The organism is Arthrobacter sp. GW460-12-1-14-TSB2 (genome assembly GCF_059423525.1).
The window spans coordinates 281,727-306,371 of the sequence record NZ_JBWKYC010000002.1 but is presented as its reverse complement, the minus strand read 5'-3'; the positions used below and the strand labels follow the sequence as shown (position 1 = coordinate 306,371).

Sequence of the window (24,645 nt, the reverse complement as noted above, 5' to 3'; positions counted from 1 at the left end):
GCAGTCATAGGGAATTGGACGACGACGGCGGGTCGTTCCGCAACCAGTTCTCCACCGCCGCGTCCCACCCATCCGGGTCCGAGTTCCACTCCTGCGTGTGCTCAGCGGAGGGGAAAGTGAGCAGCGTTGCCAGCTCGGGGCGCCGGGTGATGAACTCGCGGGAAATGGCAAAGGGTGTCGAGCGGTCCCCTTCATTGTGGATAACAAGGATGGGAACATGCAGTTCGTCTGCCCGGGCCAAAAAGTCCAGGGCAGGAAAGCTCAACGGAGCATCCAAGCCTGTGATCCAGCGCGTACCGGAGGAACCAAGCATCTGCAGTCCGAGCCGTGCAACCCAACTAGGAAGCCCACTGGACCGGGCATTGGCCACCAGCGTGCTGCTCCAGTCAACAACGGGGGCATTGAGAACGAGCCGGGAGATGAGGTCCCGAAACTCCGAAGATGCCGCTAGTTGAAGGGCGATCGAGGCACCGAGGGACCAGCCGAAAAGCACTATCTGGCGTGCACCTTGGCCCACGGCATACGACACCGCTGCTTCAACGTCGTGCCATTCGGTCTGCCCCAGGTGATACCTGCCGTCCGACGATATAGGCGTATCCCGGTCGTTCCGGAGTGAAACAACCAGGGATGTGTATCCCAGTCGGTCCGCAACCGGCACGCCGCGGAGTGCACCGGCTTTCGAACCGCCCAGACCATGGATATGGATGGCCCAGGTCGAAGAGTCTGCGGACGGCTGCGTCGGCGTGAACTTCCAGGCGGGAGCCATGCCGTACTCGGCTGGAATCCCAACGTTAGAGTATGGCAGCCCTAACGGTTCCGGCGTCGCATAGACGTATCCGCTCCAGATGCCGGCTCTGGCTGCCCGCAAATCGCCGGTGTCAACCCGTTCAACGCGGCGGGTTACCGTCCCCGCCGCGTCGTCAGAGGACACTACCTCTCCTATGCAGGCATGCCCTAGGCCGTTGGCAAACCATATGCTGTAGCGGCCTGGAGCAGTCGTCCGGGCTGAAGCAGGTAACTCCACCATGAGCGTTTCGTCAGCGCCGTGGAACACACGACGAATTTGCAGATCTTCCCGCCGCAGCGTCTTGGGCACCACGACCTGCCGAGCAAAATAGGCCGCCGCTAGGAAGGTGGCAACGCCGGCAATGCCACAGCCTATGGCCACGGCTGTAGCGGCCCTACGCATCGGCGTCGTCCTCGGGAGCTTTCAAGCGTTCGTCTATGACTTTGCGTAGGCGCAATAGGGTCTCAGGAGAAATCCCCTGCAATTGTCTTGCAGCGAAGTTTCTCACGCGGTTTTCCCGCAGTGTGCGCAGTAGTTCGAGCTGTGCGTCCACCAAGTCGGGCACCTCGCCGTCGTCGTCCAAAAGGTATCCGGGGTCAACGCCGAAGAATTCGGCGAGGTTCCTCAAAAGCTGCGGGTCCGTGGCCATGGAACTGTCGCCGGCACGCATGTAGGCCCAGCGGGAGCGAGACAACGGTGTTCCCCGGTCCGACATGTGCTTGCTTATCTGCGGATATGTCAGGGGCGCTGATCCCTGGGCCTCAAAAAGATCCAGGAGGAGATTCAGCTTCCGCGCGAGTTTCGCCTGCGGCTGTTCGGGGACTCCAGCGTCGTTGTCGGTCACGGAGACGTGTCCCCTTTCCGTGACAACCACGGTCCTCGATGTCCAGGTACCGCCAACCGGGCTCCGAGATGCTGCTCCGCTTCTCGGAGAACGTCCAGATCATTTTGACTCAGCAATCGGGCAAGGTGCGGATCCACGAAAAGCGCGTCCTGGATCTCCACCAACATCCTATGGAGCCGGCGCTTGGGTGCATCCTGGTGGTCGATCGCAGCATGAGACTCTAGTCGAACCTCGGATCGCTCTGACGTGATTCTGTCCCACGGTCCAGACAGTCGTTCAACGAGGACAGCCGCGGCACGGGCATCCGATCTCCGCTCCAGCCGACGTGCGACGGGCGGCAAGGCCAAGCCCACGCAGAGGAAAACCATGGCGCCCACCAACGCGACGTCATAGACGTAGGAGAGAAGCGTCATTGCATCAAGCTGCCCCAAGAGATGAAGAACGTCCATTCCCAGCACGGCCAGGACCAGCACCACAGCCAGAGCGCAGCCCACGCCGATGAGCACAAAAGCAGTGCGGAAGTATGGCCTCGCCATCTCAGCGCGGAACCGGATACAGGTAAAGCCGGTGATGGCTACCACCACGCCGATGTAGAGGAACTGAACACTTGAGTAAACGGCCGCCGGCCACTGGCTTCCAAATTCCCTCATGAAGGAGGTGGAACTCCGCGGAGCATCAACCAGGCTGAAGCTGACAATCAGGGCCACAACCACAATCCCGAGCACCAAAAGCCCAGCTCTGTTGTGGATGCGCACCGTTTCGCTGACATCGGCGGCCCTCAGGATCGCCCGGGACAGGAAGTAGATACCTACAACCATGAAGATATTGGCAACGAGATCCAACAGATTGCGGCTCCCGAGTACTTGATCCATCGCAATGTAGATCCGGTCAATGTTGAGCGTGAGTGCAGTGGCGATGGTTACGGCTGCCACCAGGATGCTCTTGTCTTTGCGCCGCTTCAGGTCCGGCAGGAGGCATAGCGCCAGACACCAGATCACGGCTGCGGAAATTTCCTGGATCATCCGAAAATCCGTTCAAACGACCGCGGCTCGAGGCTGCTGTCCCGGATCGCCGCGGCAAAGAGATCCGCCAAGGTCTCGGCAGCCGCCTCGATATGGTCCAGGAAGTCACTTCGCCCCAGGATCCTCGACACCTTCTCGCCGGACAGATTCGGAAACAGCGTCTCCGCATAGTTGGAGGACACCACCAGCTCGTCATGGCGGAGTACCATATGGCCCAGTTCGTGAAGGATGAACTGCTGGCGATGTAGTGCCGACGGCGTCGGTGCGTGCAGGATTATCTCCGTGTTATCCGTGGACAGCCACAAACCGCAGACCGATCCTCCGTTTAGGGACTCGGAAACGTCGACCTCAATCCGCCGGTGCCGAAGGATTTCAACAATAGATATCAGCCGTTCCAACGAAAGATGGCTCGGCAGATTGAGTGCGAGGAAACCTTCTGCCGCGCATCGCGCCGGCGAATATTTGGCGGAAGCTGTGCCGTCCATCGGAACCCCCATCCTGCGGCCGCCGGCGTGTGCCGCCCGGTCGCCATCTGACTCATCGGCCCCCTCTTTCCAGGACCATCAAGAGTCGCCTAAGTTCCATTGAACGCCCCTGCTCTGGACATGTCCAGAGCAGGCCAACTCCTGGCACGGGTTGAAGCGTGAGCGGAAATCCTGTGCGGCCGGGGCTCGACGACCGGATGGCCCACGTCAAGGCGGTCGCGACCGACGTCTGATTCAGATTTACCCAACCGGTCCTGACCGCACTGAACCAAATCGGTTGGGAAATGATCGTGTCAGTCGCAGGACCCTGCTACTGACATGGTGCCGGCTGGAAGTAGTGACCGCTGAGCCACAACGCCACCTCGTTGCCGATCTCGGCGCCCTGTACGTCGGCGGTGCGGAAGTGGATGCCGCCCCAGACGCGAGCATCAACGATCTCCTGTATCGCCGCTGAGAATCCGTCGAAGTGCCGTGGCTCGCCCGGGAAGCGACCGGAGTTCACGTCGAAGGCGACCTCGTCCGTGCCGAAGAACTCCTGCGCCGCATAGAGAGCGGCGCCGCTGACGCAGCCGTGACCGGACGGGTGGTCCGGGAACGGCGGTGTGCCAAGCGGCGGGACGGTCGCTGTCGATGGATCGAAAAGCGGTGTCCATGCCGGATCGGCTGCCGTCTCCGGATTGCCGTCGGTGTCGGCTTCGCGGATCGCCGCCATCGGACGCCAGAAGTTCCAGTAGTACTTGTCGTTCCAGCAAGCGACCGCGCCGTCAGCGGCGGCGAGGTTGGTCATCGCGAAGAGCCGGGCTGCGTCGGCCAGGTCGAGTCCGTGTTCCACGGCGAGGCTGCGGAACACGCCGTTCCAGAGTGCCACCGGCGCGGCTTGCCAGAAGATGGCCGCAGTGGTCTGGTCGTCGGTTCGAGTGGTACTCACGAGCCCACCGATCTCCTTGACCTCGTTGAAGTCCGCCGTGTACTCGGCACTGCTCAGCAAGTTGGGACCCTCCGAGCGGAATTGGTCGGGACTCTCGATGATGAACGGTTGGAGATTGGCCACCCAAGCGTCCGGATCGAGCGCAGCGGGCGCGACGGGCCGCCAATCGCCGGGATCGGGTCCGATGTTGAACTCGAACGGAGCCATGAACCCGTCATCGGTGCGCGCGAGGATCATTGCCGCCGCGGCGGCCTCACCGGCGGCGACGCCTTCGTCCTTGTTCGTGCCGTCGGTGACGCCCGCGAGCGTTGCTTCGTACGCAGCGTCGAGGCCAGCTACTTGGTCCGACGGGACCAGAGTGACGAGCACGTGGTGTGCGGCGGTCGAGATCGCCGCATCAAAAGATGCCTCCGGCCCGACGCCGACCGAGTCGCCGTCGAGCAGATACGGCTGGTACCCGCGGTCGATGGCGTTCACTGCGTCGTACACCGCGCCTTGGACCATCGCCATGCCGCGGAGCTGGCCGTGAGCCGTGGGACGCAGTGGGATGACGTGGTCTTGGGCGATGGTGCTCCACTCGATGAGGACGTCCGTGTTCGCCGGCGCCGCGTTCCGAGCGTTCGAGGCGCCGGCGCTCGACGCTCCCGGTACAACGAGTGCGGCGGTCAGTGCCGGGATCAACCAGAGCGCCCACCGTCGGCGCGCACCGTTCCTCGAAGTCCGCGATGGTCGCCTGTGATGATCGTAAGCGTTGCTGTACGTCATGTCGTCAGTCCTCCAGTCGTCACGGAGACATGTTCAAGCGAACCCGACGGAGTCGACATCTCATGGCTGCCCGACACCGGCGGCACGCCACCGCCCGAGGTCAGCGCGATGCGCAGTCGGTGCGGTTACTCCAAGGGTGAGCCTCTGCCAGTGCGTTGTCCAGTGACATTTAGCGCTGCGATGAGACCGCCATTTATTGCTGACATTCACACCGCGGAATGTCGCGTAACCTGGCTGTCCCGTGAGTTATCCCAAACTCTCGCCACAATCACCTGTCACAGCTACAACATTCGGTACGGTTCCAGGGATGGACATTGGCAACGCGAGAGTACCGACGGCGAAACAATATCTGGCCCGGCAACTGAACGCCTTGGCGGCCTCCGGCATCAAGAACGAACACATCTCCGTGGACAAGTATGCGGAACCACCACCGCCCGCCCTGGACTCCAGGAAGCACTCACCCACGCGCGGGACGGTGACGTCCTGATCGTGCACACCCTAGAGCGGCTTGGCCGCACAGTCCGGGACACCCTGAATATGGTCCACGACCTCAAAGCACGCGGCGTGGGTGTCCGAACCCTGAGCTGCTCCCCTCGCCATCGACACCGCCGAACCTGACTCGCCTAGGCCCAGCTGGCATTCGTCATGCTGGCCTTGTCCGGGCAGATGGAACGCACCTACGCTCCGAAACATGCCGCTGCCGCTCCGGCGTGGCTCCAGTCCCTTCAACCCCACCATCCGTGAAGTCCTCGAAATGCAATATCCATTCGAGGAGCCATTCATCGCCGACGGCAGCACGATCACGGACAGGCTAGGACTGAGAGCAACTCCCCATCGATGAGGCCATCGCCGAACCACTCCGCTCATACAGCTCTGGCAGGTCGGCGCCGGCGCGCTTAACGCCTAAAACTCAACGCTTCGGCTTGGTGTCAGGCCCGAAACCTCGTCATATCGTCGCCTCGGATCAGGCCGATCGCAGCCACGCATGCATGGCTCTCCCTCGAGGACTCACTGCGGCCGTCGCCGACAGACGATCGGCCGTCGCCGACAGCCGATCGTCGCCCCGCGGCTAATCTGACCCCAACCTCTAGCCCTCACACCTCTGGCATCCAAGGCATTCACCGTGAGCGCGGACTCACGGCAAGTCATGTCGTAACCAGAGATCTCAAAGATGAACCAACGTGAGCGGAAAGATTTGCGGGGAATGTGGCGGGAGCTTCGCGCCGTCGCGCACGTCGCAGCGTTTCTGTTCCACGCGCTGTGCCAATCGACAACGCGATCGACGACGGCGGCAGGCGGCTGCCGTAGGGAGCCCGGCTCCCGCTGTCCCTGTTCGCCACCGGAGTTCCAATCCGGAGTTTGGCCCAATAGGGACTTACCGCAAGGCGACGGTACGGCTAGCCGCTGATCTGGCCACCAGCCGACAACACCAAGAATCCCTCCGCAACCAACTCCGAACTCAAGCTGTAGACATCGACCGGCTCGAAGCCGAGAACGCCGAGCAGCGCGAGGTCATCCGGAACCTCCGTGCCGACCTGGCACGATTCCAAAATATCCAGCAGGCCGATGCCCACGACCTGGTCCACCTCGGCGGCAAGCTGCTGGCCCTAACTCAGGACACCGGAGTCGAGCTCCACGACAGCACCAAAGAGCTCTTCCGCCGCCGAGGTTGGACGGCCACCAAACGGAACCCAGAAATCCGAAGTCAATGACCATGTCGATCGCCAGGCTCTCCGCTCAGTCGGGCCTGAAGTACTTGTTTAAGACCACCATGATGGACGATCTGACACTCGCGCCAGCGGATGCCACAACCTACTACATGAAAGCGGGAACGCCGCCGGGGCGCTGGCTCGGCTCCGGCTTGCCAGGCATCAACCGGACCACCGGAGACGTCGTCACGGAATCGGACGCCAAGGCAATCTTCGATCACGCCACCCACCCGGACTCCGGCGAAACTCTGGGCCGCCCCCACGGCCAACCCACCATCGTGCAAAACAGCCAGGGCCGCGCAGAGACTCGGCATGCCGTCGTCGGCTTTGACCTGACTTTCAGCGTCCCCAAGTCCGTCTCCGTCCTCTGGGCGCTGAGCCCCCGCATATTCCAAGACCAAATCCTCGAGACCCACCACCAGGCGGTCAACGCCACCCTTGAGTGGCTCGAAACTTACGTCATCCACACGAGGGCCGGCCGCAACGGTGTCGCCCACCTCGGCACACATGGAGCTATCGCTGCTGCCTTCGACCACTGGGAGTCGCGAGCCGGGGATCCGCAGCTCCATACGCACCTGGTCATCGCCAACCGCATCCAGCGCATCACTGATGGCGCATGGGTCACGCTCGACTCGCGGACTCTGTACAAGGCTGCGGTAGCTGCCAGCGAGCACTACAACGGTCTCCTCTTCGACGCCCTCCACCGGGACCTCGGCACCCATACGGATGTCCGCATGCCGGCCGCGAACACCCACAACCCCAGCCAGCAACTAACCGGCGTCGACGATGCGCTGATCCGCGAATTCTCCCACCGATCGCGTCTCATCGATCTCGAAACCGACCGGCTGGTGGCAGAATGGACCGCCAGTCACGGCACTCCCCCAACCGCGACAACCACCATAAAGCTCCGCCAGCAGGCAACCCTTTCCACCCGGACCGCCAAACCGGAAACAGCCATCCCGCTCCACCAACTCTCCGAGCGGTGGCGGGCACGCGCTGTGGCCAAGTACTTCGAGCCCCGAGACGTGCTCGCCAACACCATTAGGCGCTCCCGGGCAGCGCCCTTCCGAGCCGGTGACTTCGCCCCAGACTGGGTGGACACCGTGGGGACCCTGACCCGCGAGCGCGTCGCCACAAAGCGCGCCACCTGGAATCGGTGGAACCTCTTGGCGGAAGCCGAACGTGTCTGCGCCGAAATCCGCTGCCACACACCGGCGGACCGACACACCCTGATCGATGCGATCGCCAGCGCTGCCGAAGCCCAGTCCGTCCCACTAAATGAGTACCGGTACACCCTCCCTGCGAACGCCCATGCCGATCTCCGCTTCGCAGACCACAGCATCTTCGACTTCCACGGCGCCCGCCTCTACACAGACGCTGCCACCCTCGCCAATGAGGACGTCGTCCTGGGAGCAAGGAACGACGACGGCGGCCCTGCGGTAAGCGCGGCCGTCGCCATGGAATCACTGGCCTGCTACAAACACGGTGGTCGGCTCGATCTGCACTCGGACCAACGCGCGGCGGCAGCCACCGTTCTGCTCAGCGGCAACCGGCTCGACGCCGTCGTCGGTCCTGCAGGAACCGGCAAGACGACCACCCTCGGCGCGGTCAAGGCAGCGTGGGAAGCGGAGTACGGGGCCGGAACCGTGGTCGGGCTGGCACCAGCGGCTGCGAGCGCCGAAGTTCTTGGACGGGAGCTTGCACTGACTACGGAGAACGTAGCTAAGTGGCTCTACGAATCTGTCGGTCAGGGCGCCGGCAACCGGGCCACACAGTTCTTCGACACCGAGCAGCGGCTGGCCAATCACGTGGCTAACAGAGGACCACAGGCGACGCACCTCGCCCAGAAAGCCACCCGGCTTGCGGCCGAACAGGACAGGTGGCGTTTTCATCCCAACCAACTGGTCGTCGTCGACGAGGCCTCCATGGTGTCCACCCTGCAGCTGTCTGCACTCGTCCAGCAGGCGCGGGATGCCGGAGCCAAGGTGCTCTTAGTGGGCGACCCGGGGCAATTGGACGCCGTAGACGCCGGCGGTGTCCTCGGCTGGCTGGACCGGCAAGGGAAGACGGTGCGGCTGAGCACGATTTGGCGGTTTAAGGAGGCCTGGGAGCAAGACGCCTCGCTGAAGCTTCGTGCCGGTGACTTCGCCGCCACTGCTGACTACGACGGCCATGGGCGCATTCAACACGGCGTGTACCTCGACATGGTCGACCAGGCGTACCTCAGATGGCAGGCCGACATCCACGCTGGCAAGTCGTCTATTCTCATCGCAGCGGACAATGACACGGTGGGCATGCTCAACCAGCGCGCCCAGGCCGATCGCGTGGTCCAAGGCGCCGTGGACGCGGAAAACTCGGTACGGCTCAGCGACGGATTTCATGCTGGCACGGGCGACACAGTCATTGCCCGTCGGAATGACCGCGCTGTAACAGACAGCAGCGGTGACTTCATCCGGAACGGCACCATGCTCGACGTCGTCCGTACAGGCAGGCGAGACGGCTCGCTGACCGCGGTTCGCCGGGACAGCGGCGCAACGATTCGTTTGAGCCGTGACTATGTTGGGGCTTCAGTTGAGCTGGGATATGCGACGACGGCCCACCGCTCGCAGGGCATCACCGTGGACACCGGCCACACCGTAGTGACACAGGGCAGGCTGACTCGTGAGCTGTTATACGTGAGCATGACGCGGGGACGCGCAGGTAACCACGCGTACGTTAGCGAGAATGATCCCTTGGATGACGAGCCCATGGATCCCGCTATGCAAGCCTCGTGGCGACAGATCCTCGGCGAGGTCCTTGCCTCCGAAGGCGCCGAACGGACGGCTCACGAAGTCCGTGATGCCGAGCAGTCGAAAGCGGACAGCTTGGAACGCCTCAGTGCTGAGTACGACTACCTCGCACAGCTGGCAGCGGCTGAGGATCTGAGGGAGTTCCTTGAATCGCGCTCACCGGGCAGGGCCTCCGACCTTCAGCAATATCCATCGTGGGGCGCCGCTGTCGCTTCGTGGCGCAGATCAGTTGGAGTCAGCCGACCGAGCACACGGCGTGTTGTTGCTACCGCACTGGATACAAACGCATTGGCTCGAGATGCGGCGGCAGTGGTGCACTCCCGGCTCCGGCAGTTCTTGACCACGATGCCCGCCGCAGGCATTGATCCCTTGACCGAGGAACTCCGCACCGTTCGTCCCGACCTTGCCAACATGATCACTCAGGTACGGGAGCGGATGCGGCACCGGACGGACCACGTTACGAAAGCCGCGATGATGACTGACGTGGAGTGGAAACGGAGTCTCCTTGCGGCCTTGGGACCATCCGTCACTCAAGAGGAGGCAACTAGTGTGCTTCGCCGAGTTGCCATCTATAGGGACCGGTGGGGCATAGACGACTCGCCCCTTCTTCTTGGGCCAGTTCCTGCGACTTACGAGTGGGAGCAAAGGGAGCAGCGTGTAAACATCGATCGACTCGTTGAGCAAGCAGGCGTCTCCTCCCCCAGCCCTGAGGACTCTCCGAGGTGGACTGATAACCCGAGGACTTGGGAAGACCGCCTTATCAATGTCGGCTGGCAACTCTAAACTGGTCGGGAAGGTAATCCATGCATGCGAACCCAGTCCTGAAGCCGAAGCTTACAACACCTGCTTTGATTCTGAGCAGCGTGGCACTAGGCGGGTGCGTCGTCTTTCTCGTCGGGGCCGCGGCTGCCAATTGGCCGCATGACTTGTTCCCACTACTGACCGCGGCTACGTCACTCCTCGCACTCGCCGTCGTCGGCGCGTTCTGGCGGGCTCGAGCCCGCCAGCTACGTTCTTGGGTTGCAGGCGCCGCCGAAAAGTGGGCTCGCTTCGAAGACGCGAGACGAACGCATGGGACGACGACAGAGGTCACGGTTCTGAGCGTCGACGCTCTAGAACCCACAGGCTCATGGATAACTATCAAGTGGAACCGCTTCGACCACGTTCAGCCCGCATGGATCGAAGCTCTGCCGGAGCCGATCTGGCCTGGATCGGTTCTACTTATTTCGCCGGATCCGGTCCAAGTCAGGCCAGGTTCACCATGGCCGGCAACGTATTACATACGGGCTTCAGATTTCCTGGCCTGGGCACCCGGCAGCGAGGCTTGATCAAGGCCGGCGCCCGACCCTCGGAGCGCTCGAATGGCATGAGCCGTCACCATTCTCCTCGTGCTCAGGTGTGAGGTCCCAGTTTAGCCAAGCGCACTGGATGTATGGACAGGATATGGCGCGTTCACAGCGCACCCGATCGCCAGACTCCGCCAAGGAAACTTACGCCCATATCGACGAGGAAAACCCCAACCTCGACGCCGCTTCCCGCGCCAGCCTCACCGAGGCGTGCGCCCTCTTCGCCCTTGCCGACGACCTCGCCGAGCAAGTCGCGAAAGACGGCTGCGTGGTCGCTGGCTCGGCCGGTCAGCCCGCCGCTCACCCGCTCCTTGCCGAGATACGCCTCTACCGCGTGCAAGCCATGGCCGCCCTGAAGGCCCTCGGAATCGCCCAGAATCAGAGCGCCGCTTCCAAGGCTGGCGCCGCCCTCGCCATGAAGCGCCACCACGGTCGCATTCCCGGCGTGAGGAGCGTCAAGTGGGCCCGCTGGGCGCGCCGGCCCCAAATGCCACACCCGGCGCCAAACGCCCACCTACAAGAGAAGGACTCGATAGCCGGCGGTGGCGAGAACACGCTCGTCGTAGGTTCCTTCGTGCTCCTCGGCGTAGTTGAGGGCGGCTTGCCATGCGGCCGGAGGAGTCCAGCCGCCGACGGGCGCCGAAGGGCTCCACGCCGGGAGCTCGTCGCCTACTTGCCGCTGTTGGGATAGCAGCGATTAATGCAGGTGGGACGAAAATACATCCGCCTGCTGTCGCGGAGAAAATGACCACGCTCTTTCGCCGCCACACGTCATATTTGGGCCTCAACAACAAGGACGATCCGCATTAGGTTCAAGCCAGATCCGAGTGCATGTCGTCCGCATTTAGCAGCAGGATCCGATCGGCTAAGACGAGCCCCTTGGCCCGGCTGCGACGGGCCGCTACTCTTGGAAACACTCATGAGCGAACTATTTGCAGCCTGGGCGGTGACGTGGCTTGACGACAGTTGTTGTGGGCGCCGGTCCAGCTGGCCTGGCCGCCGCGCTCATACTCGTTGAGGGCGGCGAGAACGTGATCTTGGTCGAACGTTCGAGCGATCTCGGCGGCAAGGTTCGTACAATGGCCGACCAGGGCCGTTCCTACGAGCACGGCGTTCACGGCTGGTGGCCCGCGTACGTAAATTTCGACCGAATGCTGCGGGTGGCGGGGGTGGCTGTAGAAGATTCGCTTCGCCCAGGGATGGACATTCGAATCATCGTCGAAGGCGGTCAGCAACTGAAGTTGTCCCCCCTGCGCTCCCACGTACCCAGCCCATTATCGATGCTCGTGCAATCCATCCGGACGCCGCTTCTGACCACAGGGGACATGCTTCGCCTTGGCCGAATTGGAATTCACCTGCTTGCCTTCGATCCTGCTCGTGACACAGCAGCTTATGAGCGGCTCACTTTTGCTGAATTGCTCGAGTATGCGGGAGTCACGGATAACGCCAAGAGGTTGCTGTTTGCGCCGTTCGCCAAGGCCTTCGCGTATTCGACACTGGAGGGGATCAATGCTGCGGCGGCGATGGCTGCGTTGCGTTTCTATGTTTTGCCCAGCGACCGTAGGAGTGTTCCCCGCTGGCTCGTAGGTAGTAGCGAAGACCTTGTCATTGGGCCCGTCGTCAGCAAACTAACAGATCTTGGGGCCACAGTCCTTCGTGGCGTTACAGTTGAGGCGCTTAGGGTGAGACCGGAGGGCGGCGTCGAGGTCGTGGTGGATGGTATAGCGGATCTGCCCCCGGGCCTTCCCCTACGTGAGGATGCCACGACTGCGCTGGGGACCGTATCTCGGGTTAGCGTGGACACTGCGGCAGGCGGGTTGGAGACCGCTGTACAAGGCGTGCCGATCCTTGTCCGGCGCACCTCGACCCAGGCTTCTGAGCAGTCCTACGAGGCCATCGTCCGAACTTGTACTCACGCAGGCTGCGAAACTTCGCACGTGGGCACGACTTTCCTCTGTCCGTGCCACGGTGGTAGGTTCGACGATGCAGGCAACCCCGTTGGGGGGCCGCCGCAGCGTCCCCTGGGGCGCCTGACCGTGGAGGTGTCGGGTACTGAAATCGTCCTGTCACGGGAGGCGCCGCGTATCGCTTTGATCGCTGACCATGTGGTGATAGCCACTGATCCACTTGCCACGCGCGACATCTTCGCCGGAACTGACGCACCGCAAGAACTGCACCACAACCTTGGCCATCTGCAGGCAAGCTCAGTGCTCGTGATCCGCTTCTGGTTCCGTGAGATCTCAGATCAGGACAAACCTCAGGCAGCCTTGACGCCTCTTCTGCCGATGGTCGATGCATATTTCTGCATCTCTCGAATGGAACCTCTAGAAACCGGTGGACTCCACCTAGTTGAGATCCAAGTGGCAGGCATTAAGCCGCATTATCTGGACCTCTCTGACGACGCCCTGGTTGCCCTTGCCCTCGAAGACCTCAAAGTCATATCCGCAGACTACTGTGCCAACAAAGTAGTTGACACGAGGGTGCTGCGACACCTGAACGTCTTCGCAACCTTTCCGGTTCCTGAGGTACCTCCGTTGGCGGCTGAGCCGCTGTCCGGCGTGCACGTTGTCGGAGATTGGACGCGCAGGCCCGGTAACTCTTGGATGATGGAGAGGGCCGTCGTAAGCGGCGTGCACGGCGCAGCTCAGATCCTAGGCACCCAGGGAGGGTCCAAGATCAGCGCCTTGTCGCCAGAGCCAGAGGGAGCTTTCCTCCGCTGGTGTTCATTCTGTGCGTTCTTGCTTCGATCTATCGTAAGGGGGGGCTTCGACGTGCCGCCAAGCCTGACGCCAGAAGAAATGATGAATCACGACCGTGTCGACCATGTGATCAACGGCTGGGCTGCCCTTGCGATCGGAGCTGCCGCAACTCTTTCGGCCCTCTCAATGGATTTCGCGCTTCTATCCAAAGTATGGCCATTCATCCTGCTCGCCACCAACGTGTACTTCTTCCTACATGTTGAACCTTGGGTTCGCGCCACCTACGGAAGCTGGTTTCGGTCCTTGTCCGATCGGCACACATTCCAGCACCGAATTATGACATGTGGTGGTATTGCAGTTGCTGCTGTAGAGATCGCTCTGGCGCTTGAATGGATCCACGGAGACCTGTGGCGTGCACTCTTTCCCGTGGGCGTCATCGTCTTTGGCGCACTGTTCACACTCCACCACAGCGGCGAGGACCCTCTCGTCGACCGACAGCACTCCGACATTGGGTTTCTCTCGATTGCGATCGGTGTTTCAGTTGGGCTCTCTCGATTCTTCGCGGCGGCTGAGCCTTTGAACGTGGTTTGGGGTGTGCTCTTTGTGATCCAGTCATACTTCTTCATCACTTACACCGCGACTCCGCTGCATGACCACTCTGCGGGGCCCGGAGACGGTCCTGCCCATGATCACGTGCACTAGTTGAGGGATGGCCATGCCCGACTGGACCTATCATCCCGTGTGGCGCCCGATCATGTTCCGGCTTCCAGCCGAAGATGCCCGACGGATAACGATCGGCTATCTAGATCTGCAGGGCCGTACGCGACTCGGCCGATACTTATTTCGATTGCTTAGCTATGGCATTCCCGAAAGCAGCCACGCTGTTGAAGTGCTCGGGATTACGTTTCCCTCAAGATTCGGCTTCGGCCCGGGCCTCGATGCCGATGGGCGGGCGGCCCCGGTGTGCCAATTCCTGGGATGCGGGTTTCTCACCATAGGCCCGGTCACTCTCGGCGGTCGTCCACGTGTTCGTTCCCTTGATCGGCAGCGGCTCCCCGATGGGCACGCCGTCGCTTGGAGTGACCTCGGCTACGCGCCTGGAGTCGAGGAGGTAGCCGCATGTCTGAGTAAGGTGTCCCAATTGGTAAGCCTGCCAATAGGCGTCGTCGTCGATGGTGTGAACCCCGAGGGGACGATCAGAGCACTGGGCCACTTGGTGTCGTTCTTCAGTGTCCGTCTGCCGGCGTCATCCTCGGCTGATGAGACCGCTGCCGCGCTGGAACGAGTGCGGGCCGCAACTAATCTTCCAGTGCTTCTACGGCTTGATGCCCCCTCACACGGAAAGGAGAGAGCTCGTAGTGACGCCCTTGATACGGTTCTGCTAGCGACCGCGCGGGGGCTCGACGGCGTCGTCGTGGGTGACGGATACGCGTATGGGGGATTGCCCCAAGGCTGGTCGACTTCTCCAGCGACCGCATCGGCAACCCTGGGACTCGTAGACGCTATTCGGCAGCGATTCGGGCCCAATTTGCCTATCGTGGCGACGGGCGCGGTTTTGTCACCTTCGGATGCGCTGGCTTGCCTCGAAGCGGGAGCTTCGCTGGTTGAGATTACGGGTGGCTTTGTCTACAGTGGCCCTGGAATCGCAGCGCGATGCCTGTCTGCGCCTTCTATACCTGTCGCCGCCGCTGGCCGCTCCACATCAACTCGGCAGTGGTCTAGGCACGCTCGCTGGTGGGTCGCTCTGGTCGCGCTAATCGCATTCCTGGTGAGCCTCGTTCCTCGAGAGGTGCTCACCAACTACACACTGAACGGAGCGCTCTTAAGCCCGGACTCCTTAGATGCGCCAGCCGTGGTTACAGCAGCCCTCCTGGCGTGCGCAGGACTCGGACTGCTCTGTATCGAACTTCAGCGACGAGGAAGGCCTTGGGGATGGTGGCTCCTACTGCTGAATAGCGCGGTGGTTTCACTAGTAAGCCCCACGCTCGGTGCCTTGGCGGGAGCTACTCTCCTGATTGGGGGGTTCGCCGACCGTACTCTGCCGGCCAGCTTCCGGGGGCTGTTTGATCCCGCTGCGCAAGCGTGGCGTTGGAGCGCGGCCAGCCTGGGCCGGGCCGCGATAGTCGTGGGTGCGAGCTTTTCCCTTCTGGCATTGCTTTTCGCCGAACAAATTCCTTGGGTTGTTAGGACCTTCGCGCTAGCGACAGGGGTGATCGGTCTTCTTATTGTGAGGCGGTGTCTCTTTCCAGGCGCTCGATTCATGTGGTGGTCGGTTCTCGTTTGGTATATCGGACTGGGAGTGGCTGCGACTTGCACGCTCAGCGGAGCCGTTCTGGGGTGGACGGTTGTGGCAGTTGCCGTAAGCGGCCTGTCTGCCATGGCCTGGTTGTGGCGTCCGCTCGTTCTCACCGACGAGTCCGATGGCCCATTTCAGGATGTGTGAATCCCCCAGACGTTACTTGCCAATTGGCTCAGCGCCGCGCACGCCGTGAGTTCGTGTGGGGACAGGGTGCGCGAGGCGCGAGACGCCCATCCTGCCTCTGAGCCTTCCAGGACCTCGTGAAGCAGGCTGAAGCACCTGCCGACTCCAACGGACCACGCGACGCCGGTGGATGGACTGACACGTGCCGTCCGAACTTTCCGGGGTCAACCGGCCCTTCGGCAGGTTATGCGCCGCTAGGAACGTCACAGCGTCTGGGCACTTTGCTTCCAACTGCCCATTCCTGTCAGAGCGGTCCTTAGCAACACCTCAGCAGCCTGTCGCCAAATGAATTCTTCGCCCTGAAAGTTCCAACTCTGTTCCGCCAAATCATCTTCGAAGCCAATGCCAGCCCGCACTGGACGATCGTTGAGCCGCAGCTTACCCACGGGGCATTGCCTGGGGCAGTTTGTGGACATATCGTTTAGCCTGAGTGGCGTCGTGGATGTCGCGTCTCGTATGAACGCGTGTTAGAGCCAAGGGGATCTGGCCGAGAGGTCAGCGTCTTTCGGACGTTCGCTGGTGCACCAGAATCGGGCGACGCCGCTCCTCACCTCCTGAGGAGGGGTCGTGTCAGATCATGCCGACTTTGCCGCAGCTGTGACAGTCCGCGAGCACGTGCTGGACGTCGGACTGCTGGCAGCCTACGCCAACGGAACGTTCGCAAAGGTGCTAACGATGGATCCGCTGCTGGGCGGTCCGCCACATGTTAAGGCCAACGTGTTCCTGGGCCCACCGGAGATCAAGTGCGAAGGTGCTACGAATCTGCTCGTGTTGACCCTGCCGATATGGGGTCCGGTGCTCGTCACTCTTGATGGTACGGAGCACTTAGCCGAGGTGGCTGGCGAGCTGAAGGTAACGGTACAACCCGCATTCGGACTCGTACCTGGCTCGTCGAACCTGCAGTTCGAGCCGCCGCCCGGGAACTTCCTTGTGCGCAGTTGGACGGCATCCGTCACGTCAGAGGGCACACCGGCCGCTGTCGTGTCATACGTCGTTGGCGACGCGTTCAAGGATCGACTGCAGCTGGCCATTCAGACAGCCGTCGCAATCAGGTTGTTCAACCTACCCTCCATCGACGTGAGCTTCCTTGGGCCACTCGCCCGCCTGGCGACTTCGGTTGAAGCACGAGTGCGTGATGGCGCGATGCTACTGGGCCTGAACGTCGACGGCGAGAAGGGTTCCATCGTAGGTGACGCTGGGTCACTCGCTGACTTTGCTGGCGGCAATGACGTGGCCGCGGTGGTCAACACGGCTGCTATGACAATCATGTTCGACGACGTGCGCACGCGCATGGCCACCGCCGCTGAAGAATCGAACGCGACCCTCGACCGCTTCGTGGTGAACTCAGCGGCCGGCTATTTCCTCGTGAGTGGTACCGCCAGCAACCAGAAGGGCACGGTGAACTTCTCATTCCGTGTTCTTCCAAGCATGTTCCATACCCGCCAAGGTGCGGCATTTCGCTATTTACGCAAACAAGTAAATGTGTACAGCCGAACTTGGCCCGCGCTCGGGTTCCACGTCGAGGGTGTCGATGTTGATGTGGACCGGTCGTGGTGGGTCATCGTCAGCGAGGCGTTCTTTGGTGTTTTGACCCTCGGGTTCGCAGCGCTCTACGTCGAAGAGCTGGTCAGCGCGGCCGACCACAACTTTAGCGGACGCATCAAAGCGACTAATTCGGGCGCCCCAGCGGCCCGCGTCCGGCGAACGATCCCTCCCACGGGTGGCGTGAGCGTGCGGATCGGCGTCGACCAGTTCGAGATCACCACTGCGGGGAGCTATATCGGAATCTCAGTCCTGGCGACCCCAACCCCCGTTGCGCTACTCGGCCCGACATCGGTGCCGAGCACCTATTCCGGTGACGTCCTGCGCTACCTGATTCGGCTCCCTTCGGGTGTCTCAACAGATGACCCAGCGTTACGCATCCATTGGACTCTGGAGGATCGGACTAACAACGTCGTCCTGACTGACCTGGACAAATCCGCCGCCGGGCGGCTGCGGTTCGACTTCTGGCCTGCCACGTTTGATGGCGCGAAGGACTTCGGCGTCATTGCGCGGCTCTACCGCCGGCTGGGCCCGAACGTGACCGAGATCGGAACTGAATCGGTCAACGTGCACATTCGCGATCCGCTGCCTCCAGCCGCTTACATACGCTGGAGGTCACAGGTGAAGAACCCGCAGGTAGCTGTCGACGAGGCCACTGATACGTGGGTCTATCACGGCGAAAGGGAAGTGCACCGGTGGTCGGAATGGCACCGCACCGATGTGCCCTGCCGCGCTGTCAACGCACCTAACCGATACCGTGTCACGGATGAAACCGTCGACCGATTGCCGTTCCCGCTGCGGTTACTGGAGAACCATCGCAAAGGTTTGTGCCCCTATTGCTTCTTCGGGGGCCCGGCAGGAGTTAACGCGGCACTGTGACCCTGAAAACTGACACAGGTGACGCACTGAACCGCCACCAACCAGTGTAGGACGATGGAGTCACGCATGAGACGGAGGGACGAGCAGTGTGCGATGAAGACGCCGAGACGGTAGATGAGGATCAGCCGAAGGTCTACGCAAGTCCCGCCCAGGAACGCGTCATAATGGGTAAGGGAAATTGCAGGGCGTCCGATACCTGTCACATTTGGTACACCTCATGATTGCAGCACCGCGTCATCGGCGAAATTAGCGTGCACCGTATATTGCTGATGACGACAATCATGCCTCTAAACTGTACTTTCGCGAACAGAAGCGGCCAAGGCATTCCGGTTTCGTCACGCGGGAAAGCGGGTTGGTTTGCTCACCAACCCGCCTCGGCTATACCTCAAGCCCGCCATGCGGACGGCCCATACAGCTTTAGAAGCTCATCTCATTCCCGGCCGCTACCCCAAAAGGGGGCACCACCACCGGACCCTTCGAACTGACGTGGTACGCCGGCGTAGCCGGCTCTGCCGCGACGGGCGCCTCAAAGCCCGCACGCACATCAGCATCCGGCGCCGCAGCCGGCGCATGGGACATGCGCTGGTAAAGCGCCGTGCCGAAGCGGAGATCGGGCCCGATAGTGTCAGCGACAATGCGTCGGGCCTCGCGGCGTTCGCCGTCCTTCTCGTACGAGCGGAATTCCAGTTCGCCCGCCACGGTGACCGGGTCGCCCTTTCGCAGTGAACTCGCCGAGTTCTCGGCCAGCGCACGGAAAGCCGAGACATTGTGGAAGACTGGCTCTCCATCCTGCCAAGTGCCATCCGCACCCTGGATTCGCTGGTTGACGGCGACGCGGAGCTTAGCGTGAGCCACTCCGCTTTCGCCGACGCTGAGTTCGGGATCAGCAACCAGGTTGCCGGCGATGCTGATCGGGATTTTGGTGCCCATGGTTCTTGTCCTTTCCAAAGCCGGTGGGACTCTCCCGCCGGACAAATTGTTGCCAGTCGGACTCACGGCCCGGCCATTACTGGTCCGTCGACCGACCGCAAAGGTTGTTCCAGTCCCGCATAGGACGCTGCCGGCCTCAACCGTGGGTCCGCGTCGACAGCGGTGATCTTGCCGCCGAATCCCGGCGGGTGTGTGATTTCGAGAATTCCCTTGCTAGCAGCAGTGACCCGTCCCAGTACTGACTTCGCAATATCCGCACGGGACGCCGGGAGCCTACGGCCGGCGTCGTGGGTCAACGCGTCCTTCTCCGCGTCAATGACGGCGTCAGCCCATCCGGCGAGATACGTTGCGGACTGAGGTCCGCGGTCGATCCCGTGGGCCTTAAGCACTGTGTAAGCCACGGACTCGGCCTCCACCTCCGCCAGCCCCCGATGGTCTGCGCTGCAGCCATACAGCCGGCCGACCGCGTCGTCGGGACCGTGAAGCAGCACATGTCCAAGTTCGTGTGCAAGGACAGCTGCACGCTCTTCTGGGCTGAGCCAGGCGCCGACCTGGACCCGGCGGTGGGAGAAATCCGTAAAGCCGCTTGTCAGACCGTACTGGGCGTGTGTCACATCGACTTGGAAGCCGTGGCTGCCCGCCACCGCGGCAAGAGATCCGCACAGCTCAGCTACGTCCAACACAGACTCGGCACCGGCGCGGGGCACGAGCAGCGGTGTACCCTGCGTTTGCGAGACGTCAAAGACTGCCTGGCCGCGCCAGCCTGTGATGACCGTCTTCGTTCCATCGTCGACGCCGCCATGGGGCACGTGCTCACCCGCAGGGATGCGCTGCAGGGTACCGTCGGGAAGCGTGACCTGCTGGAGTCTCGCCGTGCGAGGTGCGATCACCCAGAGCGCGTGTTCACCCCGCATCACCGTACGGCCGTGGCGGGCCCATTCCTTGTACCCTGCCACCAGCGTGGGTTCGTCGGTTCCTCGCTGGGCCATCTGCATCATGAGCAGTGCAACATTGCCGCCCGAGTAACGCCACAACGTTGCCGAGGCATCCAATAGCACTTGCCACTGCGACGGAGATTCAACTGCCTTTTCCAAGATCCTGTGGAGGCCATCCGTCAAGGCAGAGATACGCTCCTCGGGCGTCATGCGGGAATTGCCCGATTCACTCCGGCCCGGCGCGGCATCTGCCGCCACGGCGCTCGATACGTCTTCAGATTCAGGGGCCACGACAGCCGCTCTCCATGCTTCTTAGAATCCCGCCGGGACCACCCCGCGGATACTTGTTCATGTCCTGAGGCGGGACAACAGCATGACTTCAGGATTCCTCCCCGACCTGGTGTGACCCGTCTGCCACTCAATGAAGTGGTCTGACCGCAGCGTCCTTGACGCGAACTCCCGGCCGTCCGGGTCCGGATCCTCAGACGCTCGACGGCGTGGGGTAGCCGTTCGTGAAACGCCAGGGGCTCGAACCGGGGATCGCCGCTGGCGTAGGAGGCGAGTTCCGCCCGCTGCAGGGCACAGAGCTTGGCGACGATCTCGGAGTGTTGCCACCAGCGATCCGGAGTTCGTTGTGGCGATTCGTCTTCAGATTGGTCATGTGGCACTTGCGGTGTCGCTGACATGCTGTGCCTGGGCCCTGAGGGCCTAGGTAGGAGTGGCGTCCCGCGTTCCACTGAGCGCGTATTTAAGTCACCATGAAAGCTATTGCCTATGCCCGGTAATCAAAACAACGTGAGGACGAATCCCAAGGCTCGCCGGAAGCCCAGCGCAAGCAGACCCGCGCCCTCATAGACTCACACGGCTGGACCTTGATCGAGCACCACGAAGACCTTGGCGCCAGCGGCTACGATCCCAAAGCCGCACGACCCGGCCTTGACGCCGCACTCGCCGCTATTGCAGAATGACGCGCCGGCGTCCAGAGCGCGCACCGCCTCGGCGCCCTCTGCGGCGACGTCGTACCGCGCCCGTCAAGCCGCCGCTGGCGTATCCGTATCCGTGGCGCTGCCGTCCACGCCCTCCTCGCCGAGGCCCTCCCGCACATGAGATCGTCCAAGCGCGAACGCGCCGAGGCAGCCCTTGCCCGCATCACTGCGAACGCCTAAATGCCCGTGGAACAAAAGGCCCCTCTCAGAACCCGCCCCCGGAACCTTCTCCTAGGCCGCGAGAGGGGCATTTCTGCTTTTCCCAGATAGGGTGCAGAAACGACTCGTTTCATTATTGGGGGAACCATGAAAAAGCTTGCCATGAGCGGTGCCGCTCTTTTATTCATCACTGTTTTGTCCGGCTGTAGCGCAGCTGCTGAAAGCGCCAACCCCGCCGCCACAACCAGCACCACACCGGCGCCAACACCGACAGTCACGATAAAGGCGACGCCCACACCGGCACCCATCAAGACGAGCGGCTCCTACAAGGCAGACCTCGCCGCCGTCGGTGTAGTGCCCGACAACGTCAAGAGCTACGCCGACTGGATGGAGGAGCAAATATGCGAGCAGACGGGAACCGGTCTCGGCGTCTCAGTGCGTTCTATCGGTGGCGATGAGGCGGGCGCCAATGACAGCGTGCGTTTAACTGTTGCCTACTTCTGCCCCGAGAAATCACAAGAGGTTGAGTCATATTTGGACTACTTCAAGAAATAGCGCGAAAGACCCCCTTTCGGACCCCAGGAACCACTTCCTGCGCCGCGAGCGGGGCCCTGCTCCTCAGTCAGGAGTTGCTGAAAATCCGATTAGTCTCAGTGTCTTCATCTTCGAGTGGCCTGAGCGCTCCCAGCGACTTACGCTGCCAACGCACTCCGGCCCCGTCAATAAATTGAACCTCACGATTTCGATCAAAGGTCCGCCCACGAACCTCTGTCAGGACTTGGCGCGTGCCTCCTGCTTCAATGACGTTCCACTGCTTCGCCATGTCCACGTCTCCTGTTGCGGCACCACCCTCCGATTCAATTTCCCTTTGAACCAAAGTAACCAGTGAGATGGGCTCGCTGCCTCCGTTGTGAACACTCCAGTGCACGGCTGGACCCTCAAAGCCGTACCTCGATGGGTTGTTCGAGTAGGATTTCTCGGCGATCAAGGTGACCTGAGCAGCCAGCCGCCGCTTGTCAGCCTCTTTTTCCTCAGCCCGATCTTTGCGATAAATCGCCCGTTCGTCGGCGGCCGCCTCTCGCTCCGTGGCCGCCGCGGCGCGGTCCTTTTTTGCTTCCTGGCGTTCCTTGTCCAAACGTTTGCCGTCGCGAAGCCCAAGGTGGAGCGCCCAGCCCACCGCGCCGATAGTTCCGATAGCCGCGAGCCAGTCGGGCACGCTGCCCCAGTCCGGCGATGTAAGAAGTTCCCCAAAACTCATTCGGCTACCCTAGTGTCCGTTCAGGCTGACTGGGATTCAATTTCGCCCCAAGCCAGCGCGTGTGCCAGCAGAAGGCCGCGCAACCGCCGTTGTTCTTTCTTGTCCACATGCTGAAAGTCGACGAAGCAGTGTCCCGGCGCGCGTTTCTCTCCAACAGGAACCGGGCATCCGCTATCATCCACAGCGCGAAGGGTGGCCTTGACCACTTCATCAACAGTTACCTTGAACACACCCATCGAGGCGGACCTCGCATTGTCGTTATGCCATGTACGGCTTTCTTCGGGTGTGACCTTAGTGGATCGCGAGTACGACGCCTTGCCCTGGTCAGCATCGCTCGGCCCAAAGGCGGCAGCCCGCGGGCGGCCTACGTTGTCGTCCCAGTGGTGCGCAGGCACCTGCCGAAACAAGTCTTCGTGTTCGTCTTCGAGCAATTCTGCCTCGCAGGACGCAAGGTCTACAAAATCTGTCACGAAAGAGCCTCCCCCACTCGCGCAATTACTTCTGATAGGTCCTCGGTATCAAACTCAGCTGCATCACCGGAGGCAACATCAAGGTGAAACAAGAAAAAATCGGGTTCGGGCGAAATTTCGAGCGTCACAACTCGTTGAGGGGAACTCCATTCAACAATTACGCCGCCGTCTTCGCCCGGGTAGATGCCCGGCGAAATCTCACTCTTCTGAGTGGCGCGCAGCACCTCCCGGGCGGCATCAATCGCAGTGAACGAGATAAGAGGGCTCTTGTCGAGCTCTGGATGCCAATTCTTAGCAAGGCTGGCGAGTTCCACTATTCGCCTCGACCAAGGCTCAGTCTCAATCTCGAGCAGTTCAACTTCATCCACATTGAGAATCTGCTTTAGACGGTCACCCAGCCAACTCATTCGTCCTGTGACACGTATTAGAGGGGCCTGAGCACTCGATTCGAGGACTGCCTTCAGATCCTCCAGCCTCTCGGCTTCCTTATAACGCCCATGCACCTGATCGTAGAGCAAGGTCTTGATCTTGAAGTTTCTGGCCTCGGCGTTGAGTGCTATCAAACGACCAGCCACTGTCGAGGTGTACTTGCTCCTTTCAAGGGCCTCTTCTTCAGGCACCTCGAGGTCAAGCGAAAGTTGTTCGAAGATTGGGCGAAAAACCCTAGGCGCGGTCTCAGACGTGATGCGGACTTCTTCGTGCGTTTCCGTACCGCTGAGTACCAGTGAGTCTTCCTCGCGGAGGCTCGAACCGAAATCTCGGAAGGCGTCGAGTGACGCGAGGCTCGATAGCAGTCGTTGCTTCGACTGATTAGACGCTTCCTCTTCATCCTCTGTTTCGGCGTCTGCCGCGTCCCCCACCTCAGCCGCGTCGTCTGAGCTGGCCTCGTCGAGTGGCGTGCCGTCCGCAGCTTCGCCCTCATCCTTATCGACTGAAGGCGATTCATGGTCCGAGTCATCATCTTGTCCGCTGTCAGGAAGAATGACTCCAAAATTCCGATTAACTATGTCGGCAAAAAGCGCTTCAACGTCGAGGCGTCCTGCATCGTAAAAACTGTCGTAGGCAGTTCGCGTTTTTTCCATCACCGGAACAGCGCTGCCATCCTCAATTTCAGTGACGGCCAGATCAAATTCACTAGAAAAGTCAGCCGGGACTTCTTCTCCAGGATTAGCCTCACGCCAAGCCTGCTTAGCTGCTTCAAGGATCAATTCCTTGTATCGCTGCAATTCGACTAATGCGTCGATCGGCAGTCTTCCCCCATTGAATCGCGCACCATCCAGTTTCAGGCTGGCGAAGAAGCCAGATTCATCCTCTGCTGGATTTGCGTCGATTTCATTTACGCCAATGGCGTCATCGTCATCGTTCACTTGCTCAACATACAGGAGCGATCTGACAAAACCGGATACGCGAGACCGAAGCGTCACCATTCGTTACCCAACCAGTCGCACGAGCAGTGTGACCACCCGCTCCCTGTCACGGTGATCCCGTCGATGACCTACACCACGGACGGATGACGGAAGGTCGGCCTCTCAGGTAACCGCTGCGAGGCTTCGGCGCACAGCTTTCGTAGCTGTTTTATCCCCACACAGGGCCACCTTCGGGCTCCCTTTACCGTCCCATACGTCTTTGA

The 24,645-nt window shown here is 61.4% G+C and carries 20 protein-coding genes and 1 pseudogene; 9 read left to right on the top strand and 12 right to left on the bottom strand.

The window, feature by feature from the left end:
• Positions 1-4: 4 nt before the first annotated feature.
• The 5 genes from AC07YR_RS04785 to AC07YR_RS04765 all read right to left on the bottom strand — a co-directional run bounded on the left by AC07YR_RS04785 (position 5) and on the right by AC07YR_RS04765 (position 4,576).
• Positions 5-1,189: an alpha/beta hydrolase gene (locus AC07YR_RS04785; RefSeq protein WP_494733220.1), complete on the bottom strand. Its 1,185-nt coding sequence runs from the start codon at positions 1,187-1,189 to the stop codon at positions 5-7.
• Positions 1,182-1,631, bottom strand: coding sequence for a hypothetical protein (locus AC07YR_RS04780; protein ID WP_494733219.1), 450 nt, complete (start codon positions 1,629-1,631; stop codon positions 1,182-1,184). Before AC07YR_RS04780 ends, AC07YR_RS04785 begins: the two co-directional genes overlap by 8 nt.
• A complete protein-coding gene (locus AC07YR_RS04775; RefSeq protein WP_494733218.1) occupies positions 1,628-2,653 on the bottom strand; it encodes a hypothetical protein in 1,026 nt (341 codons plus the stop codon). The genes AC07YR_RS04780 and AC07YR_RS04775 overlap by 4 nt, the downstream gene beginning before the upstream one ends.
• Positions 2,650-3,138: a hypothetical protein gene (locus tag AC07YR_RS04770; RefSeq protein WP_494733217.1), complete on the bottom strand. Its 489-nt coding sequence runs from the start codon at positions 3,136-3,138 to the stop codon at positions 2,650-2,652. Before AC07YR_RS04770 ends, AC07YR_RS04775 begins: the two co-directional genes overlap by 4 nt.
• 310 nt (positions 3,139-3,448) lie before the next feature.
• A complete protein-coding gene (locus AC07YR_RS04765) occupies positions 3,449-4,576 on the bottom strand; it encodes a vanadium-dependent haloperoxidase (protein WP_494733216.1) in 1,128 nt (375 codons plus the stop codon).
• 37 nt (positions 4,577-4,613) lie between these two features.
• Here AC07YR_RS04765 and AC07YR_RS04760 point away from each other — a divergent pair, with 37 nt between their 5' ends.
• Together AC07YR_RS04760 and AC07YR_RS04755 are read left to right on the top strand one after the other, a co-directional pair.
• On the top strand, positions 4,614-4,805 hold the full coding sequence (locus tag AC07YR_RS04760; protein ID WP_494733215.1) for a hypothetical protein: 192 nt from the start codon (positions 4,614-4,616) through the stop codon (positions 4,803-4,805).
• Positions 4,805-5,449 carry a recombinase family protein gene (locus AC07YR_RS04755; protein WP_494733386.1) on the top strand — a complete coding sequence of 215 codons (645 nt, stop codon included), beginning with the start codon at positions 4,805-4,807 and terminating at the stop codon, positions 5,447-5,449. The genes AC07YR_RS04760 and AC07YR_RS04755 overlap by 1 nt, the downstream gene beginning before the upstream one ends.
• 779 nt (positions 5,450-6,228) lie before the next feature.
• On the opposite strand, the gene AC07YR_RS04750 is transcribed toward AC07YR_RS04755, so the two are convergent.
• The gene (locus tag AC07YR_RS04750; RefSeq protein WP_494733214.1) at positions 6,229-6,405 is read right to left on the bottom strand and encodes a hypothetical protein; all 177 of its coding nucleotides are present in this window, start codon (positions 6,403-6,405) and stop codon (positions 6,229-6,231) included.
• A 134-nt stretch (positions 6,406-6,539) separates the two neighbouring features.
• On the opposite strand from AC07YR_RS04750, the gene mobF reads away from it, so the two are divergent.
• From mobF to AC07YR_RS04735, 3 genes are all read left to right on the top strand, one after another.
• On the top strand, positions 6,540-10,112 hold the full coding sequence (mobF, locus tag AC07YR_RS04745; protein WP_494733213.1) for a MobF family relaxase: 3,573 nt from the start codon (positions 6,540-6,542) through the stop codon (positions 10,110-10,112).
• Between the two features lie 660 nt (positions 10,113-10,772).
• On the top strand, positions 10,773-11,366 hold the full coding sequence (locus AC07YR_RS04740) for a hypothetical protein (protein ID WP_494733212.1): 594 nt from the start codon (positions 10,773-10,775) through the stop codon (positions 11,364-11,366).
• Positions 11,367-11,631: 265 nt separating this feature from the next.
• Complete coding sequence (locus AC07YR_RS04735; RefSeq protein ID WP_494733211.1) at positions 11,632-14,076, top strand: FAD-dependent oxidoreductase; 2,445 nt, start codon at positions 11,632-11,634, stop codon at positions 14,074-14,076.
• Between the two features lie 208 nt (positions 14,077-14,284).
• On the opposite strand, the gene AC07YR_RS04730 is transcribed toward AC07YR_RS04735, so the two are convergent.
• Complete coding sequence (locus tag AC07YR_RS04730; RefSeq protein ID WP_494733391.1) at positions 14,285-14,515, bottom strand: hypothetical protein; 231 nt, start codon at positions 14,513-14,515, stop codon at positions 14,285-14,287.
• Between AC07YR_RS04730 and AC07YR_RS04725 the strand changes: the two genes are divergently transcribed.
• Together AC07YR_RS04725 and AC07YR_RS04720 are read left to right on the top strand one after the other, a co-directional pair.
• A complete protein-coding gene (locus AC07YR_RS04725; RefSeq protein ID WP_494733385.1) occupies positions 14,507-15,817 on the top strand; it encodes a hypothetical protein in 1,311 nt (436 codons plus the stop codon). The two genes, AC07YR_RS04730 and AC07YR_RS04725, sit on opposite strands and share 9 nt — an antisense overlap.
• Before the next feature lie 606 nt (positions 15,818-16,423).
• Positions 16,424-18,277: a hypothetical protein gene (locus AC07YR_RS04720; RefSeq protein WP_494733210.1), complete on the top strand. Its 1,854-nt coding sequence runs from the start codon at positions 16,424-16,426 to the stop codon at positions 18,275-18,277.
• Between the two features lie 417 nt (positions 18,278-18,694).
• Here AC07YR_RS04720 and AC07YR_RS04715 read toward each other — a convergent pair whose 3' ends face one another.
• Together AC07YR_RS04715 and AC07YR_RS04710 are read right to left on the bottom strand one after the other, a co-directional pair.
• Positions 18,695-19,207: a single-stranded DNA-binding protein gene (locus AC07YR_RS04715; protein ID WP_494733209.1), complete on the bottom strand. Its 513-nt coding sequence runs from the start codon at positions 19,205-19,207 to the stop codon at positions 18,695-18,697.
• A gap of 62 nt (positions 19,208-19,269) precedes the next feature.
• A complete protein-coding gene (locus AC07YR_RS04710; protein ID WP_494733208.1) occupies positions 19,270-20,433 on the bottom strand; it encodes an ArdC-like ssDNA-binding domain-containing protein in 1,164 nt (387 codons plus the stop codon).
• A gap of 524 nt (positions 20,434-20,957) precedes the next feature.
• Between AC07YR_RS04710 and AC07YR_RS04705 the strand changes: the two are divergent.
• Positions 20,958-21,110 (top strand): annotated as a pseudogene (locus AC07YR_RS04705) (recombinase family protein); the annotation flags it as partial.
• Between the two features lie 324 nt (positions 21,111-21,434).
• Positions 21,435-21,842, top strand: a complete 408-nt coding sequence (locus tag AC07YR_RS04700) for a hypothetical protein (RefSeq protein ID WP_494733207.1) — start codon at positions 21,435-21,437, stop codon at positions 21,840-21,842.
• 67 nt (positions 21,843-21,909) lie between these two features.
• Here AC07YR_RS04700 and AC07YR_RS04695 read toward each other — a convergent pair whose 3' ends face one another.
• From AC07YR_RS04695 to AC07YR_RS04685, 3 genes are read right to left on the bottom strand one after another with little or no spacing between them, the layout of a single operon-like run.
• A complete protein-coding gene (locus tag AC07YR_RS04695) occupies positions 21,910-22,545 on the bottom strand; it encodes a hypothetical protein (protein WP_494733206.1) in 636 nt (211 codons plus the stop codon).
• Between the two features lie 20 nt (positions 22,546-22,565).
• The gene (locus tag AC07YR_RS04690) at positions 22,566-23,015 is read right to left on the bottom strand and encodes a hypothetical protein (RefSeq protein WP_494733205.1); all 450 of its coding nucleotides are present in this window, start codon (positions 23,013-23,015) and stop codon (positions 22,566-22,568) included.
• Positions 23,012-24,382: a hypothetical protein gene (locus AC07YR_RS04685; RefSeq protein WP_494733204.1), complete on the bottom strand. Its 1,371-nt coding sequence runs from the start codon at positions 24,380-24,382 to the stop codon at positions 23,012-23,014. Before AC07YR_RS04685 ends, AC07YR_RS04690 begins: the two co-directional genes overlap by 4 nt.
• Positions 24,383-24,645 lie beyond the last annotated feature (263 nt).